Raw genomic sequence first — 16,864 nt, forward strand, 5'->3', positions numbered from 1 at the left:
TCGTTAACTAATGTTAACTAAAAAATTAAAAAACTTAGACTTACCTAAAAAAGACTTTAAAAATTATTAAAATAGTGTACAATATTCATTGGTTAAGAAATTTTTATATATTTAGATTGTATCAATCAGAAAATGATACCTTACAGAAAGGTGGAGTTTCACGTGAGTGAAAAACACAGTATGATTCACTACGCTAACGGTCCTTCCTTGGAAGAAATTAACCATACCGTTACCGTACCTAGAGATTGGGGCTTTTGGAAGACCTTGTTTGCTTATTCAGGTCCTGGGGCATTAGTTGCCGTTGGATACATGGATCCAGGTAACTGGTCGACTTCAATCACTGGTGGACAAGATTTTGGGTACCTCTTGATGTCGATTATCTTAATCTCAAGTTTGATTGCGATGTTACTACAATACATGGCGGCTAAACTTGGGATTGTGACGCAGATGGATTTGGCGCAAGCCATTCGGACGCGGACTTCAAAGTCGCTTGGAATTGTTTTATGGATCATGACGGAATTTGCCATTATGGCAACCGATATCGCAGAAGTTATCGGGGGTGCGATTGCATTGAACCTGTTATTCCACATTCCACTTGTGGTTTCAGTGTTCATCACCGTATTCGATGTTTTACTACTGCTTTTACTTACCAAGATTGGGTTCAGAAAGATCGAAGCAATCGTTGTTTGTTTGATCATTGTGATCTTAGTAGTGTTCGCCTACCAAGTGGCATTATCAAATGCTGACTGGGGTGGCGTATTCAAGGGATTAATCCCAACTGCAGATACCCTTTCACAATCAAGAAAGGCTTCCGATGGATTAACTCCTTATGCTGGAGCATTAGGGATCATCGGGGCAACTGTTATGCCACATAACCTTTACTTACATTCAGCTATTTCACAAACTCGTGATTACGATCCAAAGGATAAGAAGGACGTTGCTAGAGCAATCAAGTTTACGACTTGGGATTCTAACATCCAATTAACCTTTGCATTCTTCGTTAACGCATTGCTATTGATCATGGGGGTTGCCGTATTTAAGACTGGTGCCGTTAAGGATTCATCATTCTTCGGATTGTTTGATGCCTTGAACAACACTTCAACTTTAAGTAACCCAGTTCTAATTAGCGTTGCTAAATCTGGTATTTTATCAACATTGTTTGCCGTTGCTTTATTAGCTTCTGGACAAAACTCCACGATTACTGGGACCTTAACTGGACAAGTAATCATGGAAGGATTCATTCACATGAAGATGCCACTATGGTTACGACGTTTGGTTACTCGGATGCTTTCCGTTGTTCCCGTTTTAATCTGTGTATCGCTTACTAGTGGTGAATCAGAATTACAAGAACATACCGCATTGAATAACCTGATGGAAAACTCACAAATCTTCTTGGCATTGGCATTACCATTCTCAATGTTACCATTGATCTTAATGACTGATAACAAGAGTCAAATGGGTGAAGAATTTAAGAATACCCTCTGGGTTAAAATTTTAGGTTGGATTTCCGTCCTTGGTTTGATTTACTTGAACTTAAATGGACTTCCATCAGCAGTTGCTGGGTTCTTCAGTGATAACCCAACCGCAGCTCAAACTAGCATGGCAAATACGATTGCCTACATCTTAGATTTCCTTATCTTAGCATTATTAGTTTGGACGATGGTTGAATTCTACTTTGGTAACAAGCGGATCGAAGCTGAACGCCAAGCAGAACAATCACAATCACAATCAAAGGGTAACGCATAATCAACCAATTTTAAATAAGAGGTGTAAGTTATGGATCAATTTCAACGGATTTTAGTGGGAGTCGACGACTCCGACGACGCGATTTTAGCCTTTCGCTACGCAATCGAACGTGCTAAGGCTGATAATGCTCAATTAATCTTAGTTTCCGTTTTGGAAACCGAAGAAATTAACGTTTACGAAGCTTTATCTAGGGATTACGTACACGGTGAAAAGAAGGACTTGGAAGCACATATGCAAAAGTATGTTGAACAAGCCAAAAATGCTGGGGTCAAGGATGTTCAAGCAATCGTTGCCTCTGGTGATGCCGGAGAAACCATCGTTAAGGACGTGATTCCGCATGTTGAACCAGACTTATTAGTGATCGGATCACATTCCAAAAAGGGAATTGCGCGTCACTTTGGAAGCCAAGCTTCTTACATGGCTAAGTACTCACCAACTTCAGTAATGGTGATTAGATAGTTTAAATTAATATGAAGCCCCGTCATTCTATTATGGAATGGCGGGGCTTTTTGTTTATAATGTGGTAAAGGGATTTGATAGGATGATTAAAACGAATACTTGGCAATATCGGGGAATTCAAATACTGTGTGGTTGCTACTTATTGGTGATAGCCTGGCTATGTTTTACCCCGCGGTTCCCCGTCAACGTGCAACTAGGTAGCTATCCAGAATTAGCGTCGTTCACTTATGGGCACGCCCAGGTTGTTTATATGCCATTTCAGGAGTTATTTACGGAGGGCTTTTGGCTCAATGTAATCATGACCATTCCATTAGGTGGTTTTGTGTGGTTGCTAAACCCACGACCAATGGGGCTCAAGCAAGTGTGTGGACTGGGCATATTAACTGGATTTTTCATCGAATTTGGTCAGTTATTCTTAGATAACCTAGCTAATTTTCAACGCACCGTTGATATCAATGATGTGATTTCAAATTGGTTCGGGGTGGTAGTGGGGTACTATCTTTTGCGATTTATAATGAGGAAGTGGATTCAATGGCGGAATTAATGCGAGTCTTAGAACGGCACCATAATTTGATTAAAGTGAAGTATCGCGGGGAGTTCGGCTACTTTTGGCCTTCGACGAATCTGACTGGTGATGCGCGTATTCAATCATTTGATGATGCTGATAACCATTTATTAACTAAATTAAAGTTAACTGCTGATGCCACCATCTTGGTCCCGCTTGCTTTTGATCCAGAACGGTTGATCTTTATCATCCAGGTTCTCGACAAGCAACTCATTCAAGCCGGTGGCGACGGGGAAGTCGGCACCTTCCAAGTAAGTGCAAATGGAGATGTAAATAAAAACGATGTTGATTAATTTCAACATCGTTTTTATTATGAATTTCTTAATTGGTAATAGTAATTCATCATCGTGATTTGGAAGTAGGGGTAAACGAAAATTCCTAAAATTGGAATCACCGTGTACGAAGTAGAAATGTTCAATAGGATCCACCAGCCAATGAAGCTTAACTGGAGCCATAGTAATTCAGCCTTGTGCCCAACCATCATCTGACGACTCTTGGTGATTGCTTGAAGTGGCGAGATTTTATTACCACTCACGTAGGCATCACGGTAAATATAAATTGCCTGCGAATAAGAATAGGACTTAATAATTCCTGGAATGATAAGTAGGCAGGTCCAAAGGATGATAAAGATAAATTGAATCAAAATCGTAATGATTACACCAAATACCATTGGTGTGCTAAAGAGCTTGGTCGATTTATCTAGTGGATGCTCCCTAGTGGCATTATTTCTAATGATATCTAAAATTTGAAATGAGATCCCAACTAATACAATTGTGGTGATGATCGAAATCAGGTATAAAAAGTTAATTTGGACTCGAAATTGACTGTAGTATGATGCAACGGCACTACTACCAAGGTTAATGTTGCTCAAAAAGTCCCTAGAAATCTGACTAGAAAGGATTCCACCAATTGACTCTAGAATCAAATACGGTAAAAATAAAATAAAGTAGAAACGAAAATGCTTCAGAAATTCTTGATTAGCATCTTGTTTCAACGTTGAGAAGTTCATTGCGGGCCTCCATAAATTTAATTTATTATTATTTTAACACAAAAACGCCGGGAAGCGTTGAAGCCTCCTGGCGTTAGTTTGATTAGTCGATTTTAAAGCGTTTAGAACCCCACTTATCTAATTCTGAAAGCGTTAATACCACGATCCCAGCGGCAATTGAGATTAGCCAACCTGACAACGGAATTCCATCAGTCTTGAATAGTTCTTGCATGAATGGAACGTAGGTTAGGATAATTTGGAGGCCAATCATTGCGCCAATGATCCAGAAAGCAGCTGGATTACTGAACAGGGCCTTGGAGAAGAGTGGTTCACTCGTTCTGATGTAGAACAGGTAGAAGATCTTCCCAAACACGATTACGTTGACGACGACGGTACTTGCGACCTCAATGCTCCAACCACTAGCGATTAGGGTATCGAAGACCACGATTCCACAGATTGCCATGATCGAAGAAATATAGGCCATTCGAATCATATCAGCCTTACTTAACAGCGAGCTATTGTTATCGCGCGGTTTCTTCAGCATGATGTTCTTTTCAGCTGGTTCGAAGATGAACACGAATTGAATCGTGATCGCAGACACCATGTTGATCCATAGTAACTGCGTAGCGTTCAACGGCATATCGTTCTTAGTCAAAATCGTAAATGCAATGATTAACCCTTCGGCAAACGAGGTCGGCAGTAAGAATCGGATACTCTTTTTGATGTTATCGTAGATTCTGCGTCCTTCCTTGATGGCGGTCGAAAGCGTCCCGAAGTTATCATCGGTCAAGACCATGTCAGCGGAATCCTTGGCAACGTCGGTTCCCTTGATCCCCATGGCTACCCCGATATCAGCCCGTTTTAAAGCGGGGGCGTCGTTGATCCCGTCCCCAGTCATTGCAGTCACCTTACCTGCAGCTTGGAGTGCTTTAATAATCTGCAGCTTGTTTTGTGGCGTAGTCCGAGCGAACACTTGGTTCTCTAAGACGGCCTTAGTGAATTCGGCATCATCTAGTTGATCCAATTCAGCACCTGTAATCGCATGAATTTCAGGAGTCAATCCGAGCTTTTCACCAATTGCCTTAGCAGTTACGGGGTTATCACCAGTGATCATCTTCACTTCTACCCCAGCCGCGTTCATTTCCTTTAGTGCTTGCACCACTTCTTCGCGCGGTGGATCGATGATTCCAGCCAACCCGAGGAATTGAATTCCAGAGTTGATCAATTCATGGTTAATTTCATTTGTGTTCTTATCAACTGGCTTGTAACCAACGGCAATCACCCGTTTTCCAGTCTTGGAAAGCGCATGGACCTTTGTTTCCCAACTTTCAACGTCAAAGTCTGGATCGGTCTTTTTAGCTAAGGCTAAAACCTTATCTGGTGATCCCTTTACGAAGAGTTGTTTATTTCCCTTTGGATCAACCACGACCTTCCCCATGTAACGGAAAGCAGAATCGAACGGCAGTAGGTCGACTTCTTGGTAGTTAGGAGCATCCATTGATTGCATCCCCTTGTGATAAAGGGTCAAGAAGGCTCCATCGGTGGGTTCACCATTAATCTCCCAAGCACCAGCTTCTTGATTTAAGGTCGTATCATTAGCCTCAAAACCAGCGGTCAGGAATAACGAAAGCGCCTTGCTATGCACTGGTTGATCGTTGGCATCTAAAATAAGGCCCTTGGGTTGATAACCAGTCCCAGTAACGTGGTAAGTCCCGCTCGGTAGTAACACGTCAGTGGCGGTCATTTCGTTTTGGGTTAACGTCCCCGTCTTATCGGTTGCAACGACATCGACAGACCCCAGCGTTTCAACGGCTGGCAAACTTTTGACGATCGTGTGTTTATTTTTAGCCATGTCGCTAACCCCACGTGATAACACTACGGAAGTCGTAGCGGGTAATCCTTCAGGAATTGAACCCACGACCATGGCAACTACGGCTAGGGCTAATACTGAAACGGAGTAGGTTTCAAAGTATAGGCCGATTAAGAATAGCAGTACCGAAACGCCCATGATGACGTATGAGACCCACTTCCCGAGTTGATCTAATTCCTTCATCAACGGGGTCTTTCTTTCGGTCGCGTTATTTACTTCTTGTGAGATTTGACCAATTTCAGTCCCGTTCCCAGTGGCGATAACCACCCCGGTCCCACTTCCAGAAGTAACGGAAGTGTATGAAAAGGCGATATTAGCCTGTTCAGCAAGCGAAGGGTGGGCAGCAGTAATGACGGCTGCATCTTTTTCGATCGAATCGGATTCACCAGTCAAGGCCGATTCTTGAATCCGTAAGTTATCAGTATCAACTAGTCGTAAGTCAGCGGGAACACGGTCTCCGGCTTCAAGGAACACAACATCGCCGACCACAATGTCTTTGGTGGGGATGTCGATTCGCTTGCCGTCGCGATAAACCGTGGAATTCGTGGCTAGAATCGATCTGATTTTTTCTAATGCGTTGGAAGCGTTTGCTTCTTGATAATAACCAATAATTGCATTTGCTAACACCACCAATGCAATGATTAGTGAGTCTGAGTAGTGACGCATTAATAGGGTTATGACAGCAGAAATGATTAGTACATAGATAATGACTTCATTAAATTGGCGTAGGAATAGCTTTAGTTTGGAATCCTTCTTGAACTGGAGTTCATTCGGTCCATTTTGGGCTAATCGTTCACTTGCTTGTGAGCTTGTCAGTCCGCTTTCAAAATCTTTAATCTGATACTTATTCTGAATTTCCTGGTCAGTTAATTGATAATCCTTCATAATATAATCTCCTTTAAGTCTAAATCAAAACGTTAAAATCATGATTTAATTACTCAATTAGAAAATAATGAAGGGCAATGATGAACCTTGGTCTTAAAAGATCAGGGCCACTATCCATGTGCTACACCTCCTTGTATATTGATAATTATTTTACCAGAATCAATGAACTTTTTGTATATATTTTAAGTTTTTTTAATAAATTGATGGAAAGTCGCTATAAATACTGCTAAAATAAAGTTATTAAAAATATAGAGGAGCTTCGCATATGAAATCAAAAAAACTATTAATTGGATTATCCATCGCAACCGTTTTAGTTGCCGCACCTGTTGTTTCTGGTGTTGTTAATGTTAATGCTGCTACTAATGCGCCTGCTGGCCAATTTAGTAGAATGAGACGGAATAGTCGCCCTCAACGAATGAGCCACTTTAACATGTCAAAGAAATTAGCAGGCTTGAGTAAATTTAAGCATCTTAAATCAAACCATTCAGTTCCAACTCAAGGAACACCAAAACCAAACACTAAATAATTATTAATGTTAAAAAGCTAGCCAGGAAATTTCCTGACTAGCTTTTTGTTTTAAAACTATTTAGCTGATTGTGATAATTTAACGTAGTAGTTAGCATAGGTTAGCTTAGTGTATGGAGTCACGAAGAAAATCCCCGCGATTCCCGCAGTAATATAGCTTAATAGGTACCAAGGAATGAAGCTTAACACCAAGAGGAAGAACTCAAGTTTGTGGCCATTCATCAATTTGCGACTAATAGTAACCGCTTGGTTATAACCAACTGGGTTCTCAGCATCTAATGAATCCCGAAAGATATATTGGGCCTGGGAGTAGGCGATTCCCTTAGCTGTAACAAATGCTGTACAAGCAATTGAAACGAGGGCCATGATAATTACGATGGCGATAAAGATAGTGCTGTTATTACTTCCAAATTTAACTGCAGCACTATATGTTATGATAGTAACTATCAACGAGAGGACTGTCCAAGCGAACATATAAGCATACTTAATGACCCCGACCACGAAGGCGCCAAAGAAATAATCCCCACGGGTAAAGATGTTAAGGGCCTTCTTGAAACCACCAGTAAATTCGGTTTCTTGGCCCCGCATGACTTTGATCATTACTAACATTGCACTGAGTAGTAGTGCATTGTTAATGTAGAAAGTAATGCTAGATAATTGATTACTGTTTTGTGTAATATTACTAAAATTCCCAATGATCACATTATGAAAAGATGTATAAATATATACAAATAAAGCTCCAGAGCAGATTATGCCAAAAAGATATGTTGGAACCAACAGCATTAATAAGAACCCATAGTGATGAACTAATTGTTGCTTCGCTTCAGATTTTAAATCAGAAAATTTCAAAAATACCACTCCTTATAATGATATTTTTATTATACATAATTACTGCTGTAGTTTAAAGCAATCTTAATATTTAAGGGTTCATGGTCGTTACTGCTGAATTAAATTTAGAATGTTTTTCTTTAATTCCATTAATTCGTGAAACGGATAGCTTTCGCGATTCAAAAAGAAGAATTGCCGTTCGAAGTTGCTGCTTAATGGCTCAAAGGGAATGCCAACTGGCAATACATCCCTAGAAATAATCGATTGCCCGATCCCTGCGGCCAACAAGCGCACGATTAAATCGTTATTATCAATGAGGATGCGTTTGGTAGGGTTAACATTCCGTTGTTTAAAAAATTCTTCGGTATAGTGGTACACCCCAGAGCCATTTTCACGCTCCAACCAAGTATCGCTAGCGAAGTTTCCAGCATGAACTAATACGTCGGTATGAAAAGCCGTTCGTTCAATCGCGGGGGTAACGATCGCCTTTTCGATCAACCCGAACTCAAGTTGATGGTTCTCCATTTGCTCGGCAATCTTAGTTGAGTTAGTCACCGTTATCTTGAGATTGACCGATTGAGGTAGGGTGAGCTGCTTTAAAACGTTCGTAATCACTACATCGGCGGTGGTGTTGGAAATCCCCATGCGGCATTGGATCTTATGGGGATGGTGGTTGGTCAATTGACGCTGAAGGGCCTGTTCTTTTTCGAAGATGCTGACGCCGTCGTTATAAAGTTGATCAGCTAAGCCGGTCGGGGTGACCTGACTGCGTGAATTACGGGTGAACAACTTGGCTCCTAAGAGCTCCTCTAGTTTTTTGATCTGTTGGGAGACTGATGATTGAGATACGAAGATTTGTTTAGCTGCGAGTGAAAAGTTTCGATTTTCATACACGGCGCGAAAGGCTAAGAAATATTTGAAGATGGTTGATCATCCTTTCTATTCGATTTTATAATAGTAACTATTATAATTATTAACTTCTCTTATCAAAAGTCAATTGTTATAATTTAATTATTAATTACATAGGAGCTGATTTAAATGGTAAATACGCTGAAAGAACGGACGCCAGGTTTTGCGGTGGCCTTATTAGTCGCAATCGTGAGCCAACTGCTAACGCTGTTCATTCCAGATGTGGGAGCTGCCACAATTTCAATTATCCTAGGGATTATCCTGGGCAACACCTTTGTAAAACAAAAGGTGTTAGGTGCTGGAACTAAATTTGCTGAGAAACGATTGCTGGAATATTCAGTAATGCTATTAGGACTGACGATTACGTTCCAAACGATTATTCAACTGCATTGGACGGGCTTATTATTCGTGATCTTACAAATGAGCATTACGATTACCGCAGCAATCATGATCGGAAAGTGGCTGCAATTCGACGATGGAATCTACCTTTCAATGGCTGGGGGGAATGCAGTGTGTGGGTCTTCTGCGATCGCTTCGATTAAGCCGGTCATCAACGCAAGTGACGAAGATGCGGGAATGGCGATCACGCTGGTCAACCTCATGGGGACCGTCTTGATGATCTTACTGCCGATCTTAGGAACGGTGGTGTTCGGCAACGTTGATTTGACCCGCGGGGCTTTGATCGGGGGGACCGTTCAATCAGTCGGGCAAGTAATTGCGAGTGCAACGATGGTCAATCAACCCACGGTCGAATTTGCTACGCTGTTCAAGATCATGCGGATCATCATGTTGGTAGTGATCGTAGTGGTCTTTGCCAGAATTCACAAGCACAACGTCAGTGAGAAGCAAACGATGGAAGCAGTGGAGCAAGATGTCAAGAAGCATAAGATTGATTTTCTCCCTTGGTACGTACTCTGGTTCTTGATTTTCTGTATTGCCAATAGTTTGATCCATTTGCCTAATTTTGTGGGGGCGTTTGCTCACTTCCTCAGTAGCTGGTGTGAGATCATTGCCTTAGCCGCAATTGGACTACGGTTGAACTTGCAAGCCTTTTTGAAGGCTGGCAAGCGGTTTGCGATTTATAGTCTCGGGGTCGGGGCGGTGCAAGTCGTTGCTGCATTACTCCTAATTAAATTGCTAATTCATGGTTAATATACTTTTATTATAAAAAAAAGCAACTTTTTTGTTAAAAAAGGTTGCTTTTTGATTTTAAATTGTGATATTCTTATATCAACAAATAAAGATATCATTATATGAAAATATGGAGGAAGTTATTATGGAACATAAAATCGCAGAACAAAATGGAACCCACGTTCACTCAATGAAGTGTGGACACACGAAGTTATTACACAACGGCCACGTTGATTTTGTAGAAGCTAACGGTCACTTACACCACGCTGATGGCGATCACTTTGACGAATGTGAAATTGCGGTTGATAGTGTGCACCCAGATCAAGAAGTGCATGTTGTTGACGCTGAATTACATGATGATAACTGTGGCCACCAAAAGGTTGACCATGGCGACCACGTTGACTACTTAGTTAACGGTCGGCTTCAACACGTTCACGGCGATCACGTTGATGATCACGGTGCCGTTGATCCAGTTAAATAATTTTAAAATCTAAATTAAAAACCAGTTTAGTCAGGGGTATCCTAACTAAACTGGTTTTTTAGTTGTGAATTGAAATTAGAAGAGGTAAACCTTACTTTCAAATGGTCTGAGTTCAGTTCCTTGATCATCTGCGTAGTTCCCAATCAATAATTGGGCACCTTGTGGGACTTGATAATCACGGGAAACATCTTCAGCCGTGAAGTTATTGATTGAAATTAACGTAAGATCATTGTAGTGGCGCTTGTAGGCAAAGACTGCATCGTCTGTTGGGTCTAATTTTTCAAATTGACCGTAGCGAATGATGTCGTTGTCCTTACGGAGTTGAATTAATTTTTGGTAATAGTAGAAAACGGAATCCTGATCGACTAATTCATCCGCTGCGTTGATTTCAGGGTAGTTAGCGTTGAGGCGGTACCAAGGTTTAGCAGCGGTGGTAAAGCCAGCGTACTTACTATTATCCCATTGCATTGGGGTTCTGGCGTTGTCACGAGAACGGGAGGCCAAGAAGCTAAGCATCTTATCCGAGCTGATCAAGTGTTCTTGGTCAACGAGTTGTTTGTAAGCATTTAATGATTCAATATCTTCGTATTGATCGATGCTAGTGAAATGGCCGTTGGTCATCCCTAGTTCTTCACCTTCATAGACGTATGGGGTTCCTTGCAACATGTGTAGCGTCGTTCCAAGCATTTTCGCAGCCCGTACTCTGAATTCTGGTTCGTCGTTGGCAAATCTAGAAACCGCCCGTGGTTGATCATGGTTGTTCCAGTAAAGACTGTTCCAACTTTTACCGTCGAGGCCTTCTTGCCATCTGGAAAGCGAGTGCTTTAATTCGGTCAATTTAACAGGCGCATCGTTCCATTTTCCGAGGGCTTTGGTCGTCCCAAATGATAAGCTGACGTGTTCGAATTGGAAGATCATGTTCAAGCCACTGCCGTCCAAGTTAGCATATCTAACGGCATCTTCGGGGTTCGTAGAAGGCATTTCGCCGACCGTCATGACGTCGTATTTAGATAATACCTTATCGTTCATTTCATTCAGGTATTCCAATAGGTGGGGACCGTTAGTCGTCATTGGTTCACATGGCGCAAATTCTGAACCCTTTGGTACGGGACCGTTAGGCAGACCCTCAGGTTTTGAGATGTAGTTGATAACGTCCATTCGAAAACCGTCAACGCCCTTGTCGAGCCAAAAACGCATCAGACTGTAAACCGCTTCGCGCACTTCAGGATTTTCCCAGTTTAAATCGGGTTGCCCTTCCGCAAAACAGTGGAGGTAGTATTGGCCCCGTTCTGGAACGAACGTCCATACGGAACCAGAGAAATTGGATCCCCAGTTATTTGGTTCGTGGCCGTCAACGGGGTCACGCCAAATGTAGAAATCAGCGTACTTATTATCACGGGACTTCTTGCTTTCTTGGAACCATTCATGTTGATCAGAAGTATGGTTGACCACGAGGTCCATTAATAACTTAATGCCCTTTTCATGCATCGCACTTAGCAGTGAGTCGAAGTCAGCCATTGATCCATAAGCTGGTTGGATTGCTTGGTAGTCTGCAATGTCGTAACCATTGTCCTTGTTAGGTGATTTATAAATGGGGTTTAACCAAATCGTGTTGGCCCCTAATTTTTTAATGTAATCGAGGCGGTTTTCGATTCCCTTCAAGTCACCGATTCCATCGCCGTTACTATCTTGAAAACTCATTGGGTAAATTTGATAAACAACTGAATCCTTGAACCAATCGTTTTTTGACATATTCCAAACTCCTCCTTGGTAATTAAGTATTGACTATATTTTAGCATAGTTCAAAAGAACGCCTTAACTAAATGAATTGGCTTAAAGTAAAAATAATGAACAGCCGCTATAGCTTTTTCCAGACTTCATGGGTGATGGATGGGAATAGCGGGATGATCGATTGAATCTGCTTTGGATTCATCTTGAGTGCAATCGCTGGCAATAGCGAATTGATGGCGTTATCTGCTTGTTCACTCATCTCAGTGACCCCGACTAAGTGTTTGGCTTTATCGAATACCAATGCTTGTTTAGCAAGGTGTTGATGGTCAACTTGACGGAACCAGTCCTTCGTTAAATCGGCATGAATGACCTGATATTGATCACTAGCCTCTGCTTGTGCAATTGACACGCCCGCTTCCGCAATTCGTGGCGATGTAAAAGTGACCGATGGAATGACGGGGTCTTCAATCGGTTGATTGGTTTCACCACTAATGAAGCGAGCGATGTATTTGGATTGAAAGGTTGCCGATGGAGTGAGGTTAGGGTACTTGGTATCCGTAATGTCACCAGCGGCGAAGATATTTGCTACGTTGGTCTGTAGGTGTTCATTGACCTTAATACCATGTTGATCATATTCGATCCCCAATTCGTCCAGTCCGTATCCAGCAACGTTTGGGACCCGTCCCGTTGCATCTAAGATCCAATCGGTAGTTTGAATCTGATGCTCTCCATATTCAACGGAGAAACGGTCGCCATCCTTAGTAAAGCCACTGACGTTAGCGTTCGGGACAAATTGCACCCCACGTTTACTCAAATCAGCTACCACTGCTTGAGCATAGGGTTGGTAGAACTTGCGCAACGCCTTGTCACCGTGCATCATCACGGTCACGTGGGCACCGAACTGGTTAGCAATCGTCGCGAATTCCATGGCGATGTAGCCGCTACCGATAATCACAATGTCTTTGGGGAGTTCATCCAGTGCTAGGAAATCCTTGCTATTATGTGCTAGCTCGGTGCCTGGGACTGCAAGTTGATGCGGGTGTAATCCCGTTGCAATCACAATTTTATCAGCAGTCGTGACTTTTCCATCGATATCAACGGTGTGTGGATCGCGCATGTTCGCCCAGCCATGGAGCATGTCGATGCCCAAGTTGGTGAACTTATTTTCCAATCCATCAGCGAGTGGATCGATGACCGCATGCTTATAGCGCATGTTAGCAGCCCAATCCAATGTTAATTTTCCGTTCACGACTGCTTGCATTCGTTCTTGCTGGCGGGTTAGTTCGACTGGACCATCTAATACTAGTTTGGCATTACAACCCCAGTTAGTGCAGGTGCCGCCGACTCTTTGCGCTTCGACCTTTGCAACGTGGTAGCCAGCTTTAGCCAGTTGCGGAGCTCCATCGGAACCATGGCCAGCGCCAATGAATAAGACGTCATAATCATACTTTGTCATTCGCAATTCCTCCTTAATGTAACAAAAAAGCGAAGCACTAATTGTACTTCGTTTTTTCGTTAGTTATTGATTAGTTAATTTTAAATTAGATGGTTGCCCATACATCACTAGCAACTGATGGGAAGATTTGGATAATCCGCCCGATTTGTTCCTTCGTTAACTTAAATTCAATTGCTGGCAACAAGGTATTGATTGATTCAACAGCATGGGAACTAACTTCAGAAGCACCAACTAAGTGGCCTTCCTTATCGAATACCAATGCCCGTTCTGCAACTGTGTCGTTATCAACTTGGTAGTACCAGTCATCCTTTAAGTCAGTCTTAACAACCTTGTAGTTATCATCCTTTTCGGCTTCAGCAACTGAAACTCCAGCTTCTGAGATCCGTGGGGAAGTAAAGGCGTTAGTACCAACGGCAGGGAAGTCGATTGGAGCATCGCTTTGTCCTGATAGTAATCCAGTGAGGTAAGTGGATTCGAAAATAGCAGTAGGGGTCAACTTAGGTTGCTTGCTGTTAATCACGTCTCCTGAAGCGTAGATGTTTTCAACGCTAGTTTGGAGATGGTCGTTAACATTAATTCCGTGACGTTCGTCAAACTTAACGCCAACTTCTTCAAGGCCAAAGCCATGAACGTTAGGAACCCGACCAGTAGCATCTAAGATCCAGTCAGTAGCTAAGGTGTCGTTTTCACCGTATTCAACAGCAAATGCGTCGCCATCCTTCTTGAATCCACGAACGTTACTGTTCTTGACGAAGTGCACACCACGTCTTTGTAAGTCAACTAAGACCTTCTTAACGAATGGTTGGTAGAATGGACGTAATGCTACGTCGCTGTGGAGCATAACGGTAACGTCAGCACCAGCGGCATTAGCAATGGTAGCAAATTCCATGGCAATGTAACCACCACCGACAATCGTAATCCGCTTTGGAAGGTGAGTTAATGCAAGGAAGTCCTTACTATTATGGGTTAATTCAGTTCCAGGAAGATTTAGCTTGTGGGGAGTGAGTCCAGTAGCAATTACGATCTTATCAGCAGTCTTCTTTTCGCCGTCAACTTCAACAGTGTGAGGATCTGTTAATTTACCGTAACCCTTGATAACATCGATGCCAGCACTAGTCATCAAACCTTCGATGGCACCAGGTAAAACATCAATAATGGAATGCTTGCGTGACATATTAGCAGTCCAGTTAATGGTTAATTGTTCACCATTCAATTGATCTTTAATTCTTTCTTGTTCACGAGTTAAAGCAACGGGTGCATCCAAAGCAATCTTAGCGTTACATCCCCAGTTAGGGCAAGTCCCACCAATTGCTTCAGCTTCAACAACAGCAACCTTTTTACCAGTGCCTGCTAAAGGAATCGCACCATCAAAAGTACCATGACCGGCACCTAAATAAAGAACATCATAATCGTAATTTGTAGCCATAAAAAATGCCTCCAATTAAGTTATTTTTTATCCATTTTTATTCTACATTTTTACTACATTGTTATTCTAGCATTTACTTTGTTTGTGTACAAAGCATTTGCTCATTGAAAATCAAAAGGCGCCAAGTGTTGATACACCAGCGCCTAATTGGCAATTAATATTTAGGTTCCCATTTTGTATCTTGAATGGCTTGGTCAACGTCTTGAATCTTTTCACGGGTCAATCCTTGTTGCACAGCACTATTGGCAACGGCCTTAGCAACCGTTTCCGAGAATGCATAGAGCTTAGAAACAGGTGGTAAAACAGCAGCACCAGGCTTTTTAGGATCGACGATGCCGCTTAATGAATGGGCGGCTGCAGAAATCATTTCATCGTTTAATACGCTTGCGGTCGAAGCAATTGCCCCGAGCCCTAATCCAGGATAAACCAATGCGTTGTTAGCTTGGCCAATTTGGTAGGTAACCCCGTTATATTCAATATCATCAACTGGGATACCAGTACCGATCAATGCCTTACCGTCGGTCCACTTCAAGAGGTCTTCAGCCTTTGCTTCCGCTAACTTAGTTGGGTTGGAGATTGGGAAGATGATTGGCCGATCGGCATGGGCGGCCATTTCCTTGATGATGTCTTCGGTGAATGAACCCGGTTGAGTCGAAGTTCCGACCATGATGGTAGGGTGGACAGCTTTGACAACTGCGGATAGGTCGGTGAGTGCATCTGGATTATCAAATTCAGAACGTGAGCGGGCGAATGGTCTTTGTTCTGGGGTGAGCGTATCATCGTCATCGAACAAAAGCCCCTGTTTATCAACGAGGTAGAAGTGTTTTTTAGCTTCTGCTTCACTCAATCCCTGTTGAACGAATTCTGCACAGACCCGTGAAACGATTCCAGCCCCAGCAGTCCCAGCTCCGAAGCAGAGGTATTTTTGGTCTGTGAGCTTTTCGCCTGAGATGTTAAGAGCACCCAGGATTCCTGCCAATACGATGATCCCAGTTCCTTGGATATCATCATTAAAGACGGTATATTGTTCCTTATATTTGTTTAAGATGTTAGCAGCATTGGAACGCCCGAAGTCTTCGAAGTGTAGGTACATGTCAGGAAATAGCTTTTCGGCAGTTTCTACGAATTGGTCAACGAATGCGTAGTATTTTTCACCGTAAACTCTTTTTTGGTGGTTACCAAGGTATAACGGGTCGTTCAACAACGCTTCATTATTAGTGCCAGCATCTAAGATGACGGGAAGGACTTGCGATGGATCGATCCCAGCAGCGGCAGTATAAACCATCAGTTTTCCAACGGCGATATCGACACCGTTCGTGCCCCAATCACCAATCCCTAAGATTCCTTCGGCATCGGAAACTACGATCAGGCGAATGTCACGCCCGTCAGCAGCATTTCTTAGTGATTGTTCAATCGAATCTTGATCGTTAATCGATAGGAAGGTAGCGTTTTGTGGTTGAACGAATAATTCGCTGTAGTTTTCAATTGATTCGGCAATCGTTGGATCGTAGACGATCGGCATGAATTCAACGACGTGTTGACTAAATAACTTGTAGAATAGCACCCGATTTTCGTTGAAGAGCGTCATTAAGAAAACGCGCTTTTCAATCGCTGATGGTTTGGATTGAAATTGTCCATATGCTTGGGTAGCCTGATCATCTAGTGATTGAACGAATGGTGGCAGCAATCCTTGTAAGCCAAGGGCCTTTCTTTCCGCCATCGTGAAAGCAGTGCCCTTATTTTTGAATGGATCATTTAAAATGTTATATCCCATTGCAAGTCCTCCTAGTAAAGATGCTAAAGTATTTATAATAAATTAATATTAATCCTTACATTATTTAATAGTCAAAGATTAAATTTGTGA

The 16,864-nt window shown here is 42.4% G+C and carries 15 protein-coding genes; 7 read left to right on the forward strand and 8 right to left on the reverse strand.

Annotation, left to right across the window (positions count from 1 at the left end; translation table 11 throughout):
* Positions 1-180: 180 nt before the first annotated feature.
* The 4 genes from ACSYTJ_RS01040 (at position 181) to ACSYTJ_RS01055 (ending at position 3,063) form a co-directional block, all read left to right on the forward strand.
* Positions 181-1,746, forward strand: coding sequence for an Nramp family divalent metal transporter (locus ACSYTJ_RS01040; RefSeq protein WP_491717272.1), 1,566 nt, complete (start codon positions 181-183; stop codon positions 1,744-1,746).
* A 30-nt stretch (positions 1,747-1,776) separates the two neighbouring features.
* The gene (locus ACSYTJ_RS01045) at positions 1,777-2,205 is read left to right on the forward strand and encodes a universal stress protein (RefSeq protein WP_491719937.1); all 429 of its coding nucleotides are present in this window, start codon (positions 1,777-1,779) and stop codon (positions 2,203-2,205) included.
* Between the two features lie 82 nt (positions 2,206-2,287).
* Complete coding sequence (locus ACSYTJ_RS01050; protein ID WP_491719938.1) at positions 2,288-2,749, forward strand: VanZ family protein; 462 nt, start codon at positions 2,288-2,290, stop codon at positions 2,747-2,749.
* Positions 2,737-3,063: a hypothetical protein gene (locus ACSYTJ_RS01055; protein WP_491717026.1), complete on the forward strand. Its 327-nt coding sequence runs from the start codon at positions 2,737-2,739 to the stop codon at positions 3,061-3,063. The genes ACSYTJ_RS01050 and ACSYTJ_RS01055 overlap by 13 nt, the downstream gene beginning before the upstream one ends.
* Positions 3,064-3,080: 17 nt before the next feature.
* Here the strand turns inward: ACSYTJ_RS01055 and ACSYTJ_RS01060 are convergent, their stop codons facing one another.
* Both ACSYTJ_RS01060 and ACSYTJ_RS01065 read right to left on the reverse strand, forming a co-directional pair.
* The gene (locus tag ACSYTJ_RS01060; RefSeq protein ID WP_491719939.1) at positions 3,081-3,779 is read right to left on the reverse strand and encodes a DUF975 family protein; all 699 of its coding nucleotides are present in this window, start codon (positions 3,777-3,779) and stop codon (positions 3,081-3,083) included.
* Positions 3,780-3,861: 82 nt separating this feature from the next.
* Positions 3,862-6,513: an HAD-IC family P-type ATPase gene (locus ACSYTJ_RS01065; protein ID WP_491719940.1), complete on the reverse strand. Its 2,652-nt coding sequence runs from the start codon at positions 6,511-6,513 to the stop codon at positions 3,862-3,864.
* A 265-nt stretch (positions 6,514-6,778) separates the two neighbouring features.
* Here ACSYTJ_RS01065 and ACSYTJ_RS01070 point away from each other — a divergent pair, with 265 nt between their 5' ends.
* Positions 6,779-7,039 (forward strand): hypothetical protein, encoded by a 261-nt coding sequence (locus tag ACSYTJ_RS01070; RefSeq protein WP_491717029.1) that lies wholly within the window; start codon positions 6,779-6,781, stop codon positions 7,037-7,039.
* Between the two features lie 56 nt (positions 7,040-7,095).
* On the opposite strand, the gene ACSYTJ_RS01075 is transcribed toward ACSYTJ_RS01070, so the two are convergent.
* Both ACSYTJ_RS01075 and ACSYTJ_RS01080 read right to left on the reverse strand, forming a co-directional pair.
* A complete protein-coding gene (locus ACSYTJ_RS01075; RefSeq protein ID WP_491719941.1) occupies positions 7,096-7,887 on the reverse strand; it encodes a DUF975 family protein in 792 nt (263 codons plus the stop codon).
* A gap of 87 nt (positions 7,888-7,974) precedes the next feature.
* Positions 7,975-8,790, reverse strand: coding sequence for a LysR family transcriptional regulator (locus ACSYTJ_RS01080; RefSeq protein ID WP_491720119.1), 816 nt, complete (start codon positions 8,788-8,790; stop codon positions 7,975-7,977).
* A gap of 114 nt (positions 8,791-8,904) precedes the next feature.
* Between ACSYTJ_RS01080 and ACSYTJ_RS01085 the strand changes: the two genes are divergently transcribed.
* Complete coding sequence (locus ACSYTJ_RS01085) at positions 8,905-9,927, forward strand: YeiH family protein (protein ID WP_491719942.1); 1,023 nt, start codon at positions 8,905-8,907, stop codon at positions 9,925-9,927.
* Positions 9,928-10,051: 124 nt separating this feature from the next.
* Positions 10,052-10,387, forward strand: a complete 336-nt coding sequence (locus ACSYTJ_RS01090; RefSeq protein ID WP_491717032.1) for a hypothetical protein — start codon at positions 10,052-10,054, stop codon at positions 10,385-10,387.
* 75 nt (positions 10,388-10,462) lie between these two features.
* Here ACSYTJ_RS01090 and ACSYTJ_RS01095 read toward each other — a convergent pair whose 3' ends face one another.
* The 4 genes from ACSYTJ_RS01095 to ACSYTJ_RS01110 all read right to left on the reverse strand — a co-directional run bounded on the left by ACSYTJ_RS01095 (position 10,463) and on the right by ACSYTJ_RS01110 (position 16,774).
* Entirely contained in the window at positions 10,463-12,139 is a 1,677-nt protein-coding gene (locus tag ACSYTJ_RS01095) for a glycoside hydrolase family 13 protein (RefSeq protein ID WP_491719943.1), read from the reverse strand.
* 106 nt (positions 12,140-12,245) lie between these two features.
* Positions 12,246-13,574, reverse strand: a complete 1,329-nt coding sequence (locus tag ACSYTJ_RS01100) for a dihydrolipoyl dehydrogenase family protein (protein WP_491719944.1) — start codon at positions 13,572-13,574, stop codon at positions 12,246-12,248.
* A gap of 85 nt (positions 13,575-13,659) precedes the next feature.
* Positions 13,660-15,000 carry a dihydrolipoyl dehydrogenase family protein gene (locus tag ACSYTJ_RS01105; protein WP_491719945.1) on the reverse strand — a complete coding sequence of 447 codons (1,341 nt, stop codon included), beginning with the start codon at positions 14,998-15,000 and terminating at the stop codon, positions 13,660-13,662.
* A 154-nt stretch (positions 15,001-15,154) separates the two neighbouring features.
* On the reverse strand, positions 15,155-16,774 hold the full coding sequence (locus ACSYTJ_RS01110) for a malolactic enzyme (RefSeq protein WP_491719946.1): 1,620 nt from the start codon (positions 16,772-16,774) through the stop codon (positions 15,155-15,157).
* Positions 16,775-16,864: the final 90 nt, after the last annotated feature.

This window comes from Nicoliella sp. ESL1113, assembly GCF_058509245.1.

Excerpts from the sequence above, each read along its gene's own strand:
- ACSYTJ_RS01040 (WP_491717272.1), top strand. The coding sequence starts at position 181 with ATGATTCACTACGCTAACGGTCCTTCCTTGGAAGAAATTAACCATACC.
- ACSYTJ_RS01045 (WP_491719937.1), top strand. The coding sequence starts at position 1,777 with ATGGATCAATTTCAACGGATTTTAGTGGGAGTCGACGACTCCGACGAC.
- ACSYTJ_RS01050 (WP_491719938.1), top strand. The coding sequence starts at position 2,288 with ATGATTAAAACGAATACTTGGCAATATCGGGGAATTCAAATACTGTGT.
- ACSYTJ_RS01055 (WP_491717026.1), top strand. The coding sequence starts at position 2,737 with ATGGCGGAATTAATGCGAGTCTTAGAACGGCACCATAATTTGATTAAA.
- ACSYTJ_RS01060 (WP_491719939.1), bottom strand. The coding sequence starts at position 3,779 with ATGAACTTCTCAACGTTGAAACAAGATGCTAATCAAGAATTTCTGAAG.
- ACSYTJ_RS01065 (WP_491719940.1), bottom strand. The coding sequence starts at position 6,513 with ATGAAGGATTATCAATTAACTGACCAGGAAATTCAGAATAAGTATCAG.
- ACSYTJ_RS01070 (WP_491717029.1), top strand. The coding sequence starts at position 6,779 with ATGAAATCAAAAAAACTATTAATTGGATTATCCATCGCAACCGTTTTA.
- ACSYTJ_RS01085 (WP_491719942.1), top strand. The coding sequence starts at position 8,905 with ATGGTAAATACGCTGAAAGAACGGACGCCAGGTTTTGCGGTGGCCTTA.
- ACSYTJ_RS01090 (WP_491717032.1), top strand. The coding sequence starts at position 10,052 with ATGGAACATAAAATCGCAGAACAAAATGGAACCCACGTTCACTCAATG.
- ACSYTJ_RS01095 (WP_491719943.1), bottom strand. The coding sequence starts at position 12,139 with ATGTCAAAAAACGATTGGTTCAAGGATTCAGTTGTTTATCAAATTTAC.
- ACSYTJ_RS01100 (WP_491719944.1), bottom strand. The coding sequence starts at position 13,574 with ATGACAAAGTATGATTATGACGTCTTATTCATTGGCGCTGGCCATGGT.
- ACSYTJ_RS01105 (WP_491719945.1), bottom strand. The coding sequence starts at position 15,000 with ATGGCTACAAATTACGATTATGATGTTCTTTATTTAGGTGCCGGTCAT.
- ACSYTJ_RS01110 (WP_491719946.1), bottom strand. The coding sequence starts at position 16,774 with ATGGGATATAACATTTTAAATGATCCATTCAAAAATAAGGGCACTGCT.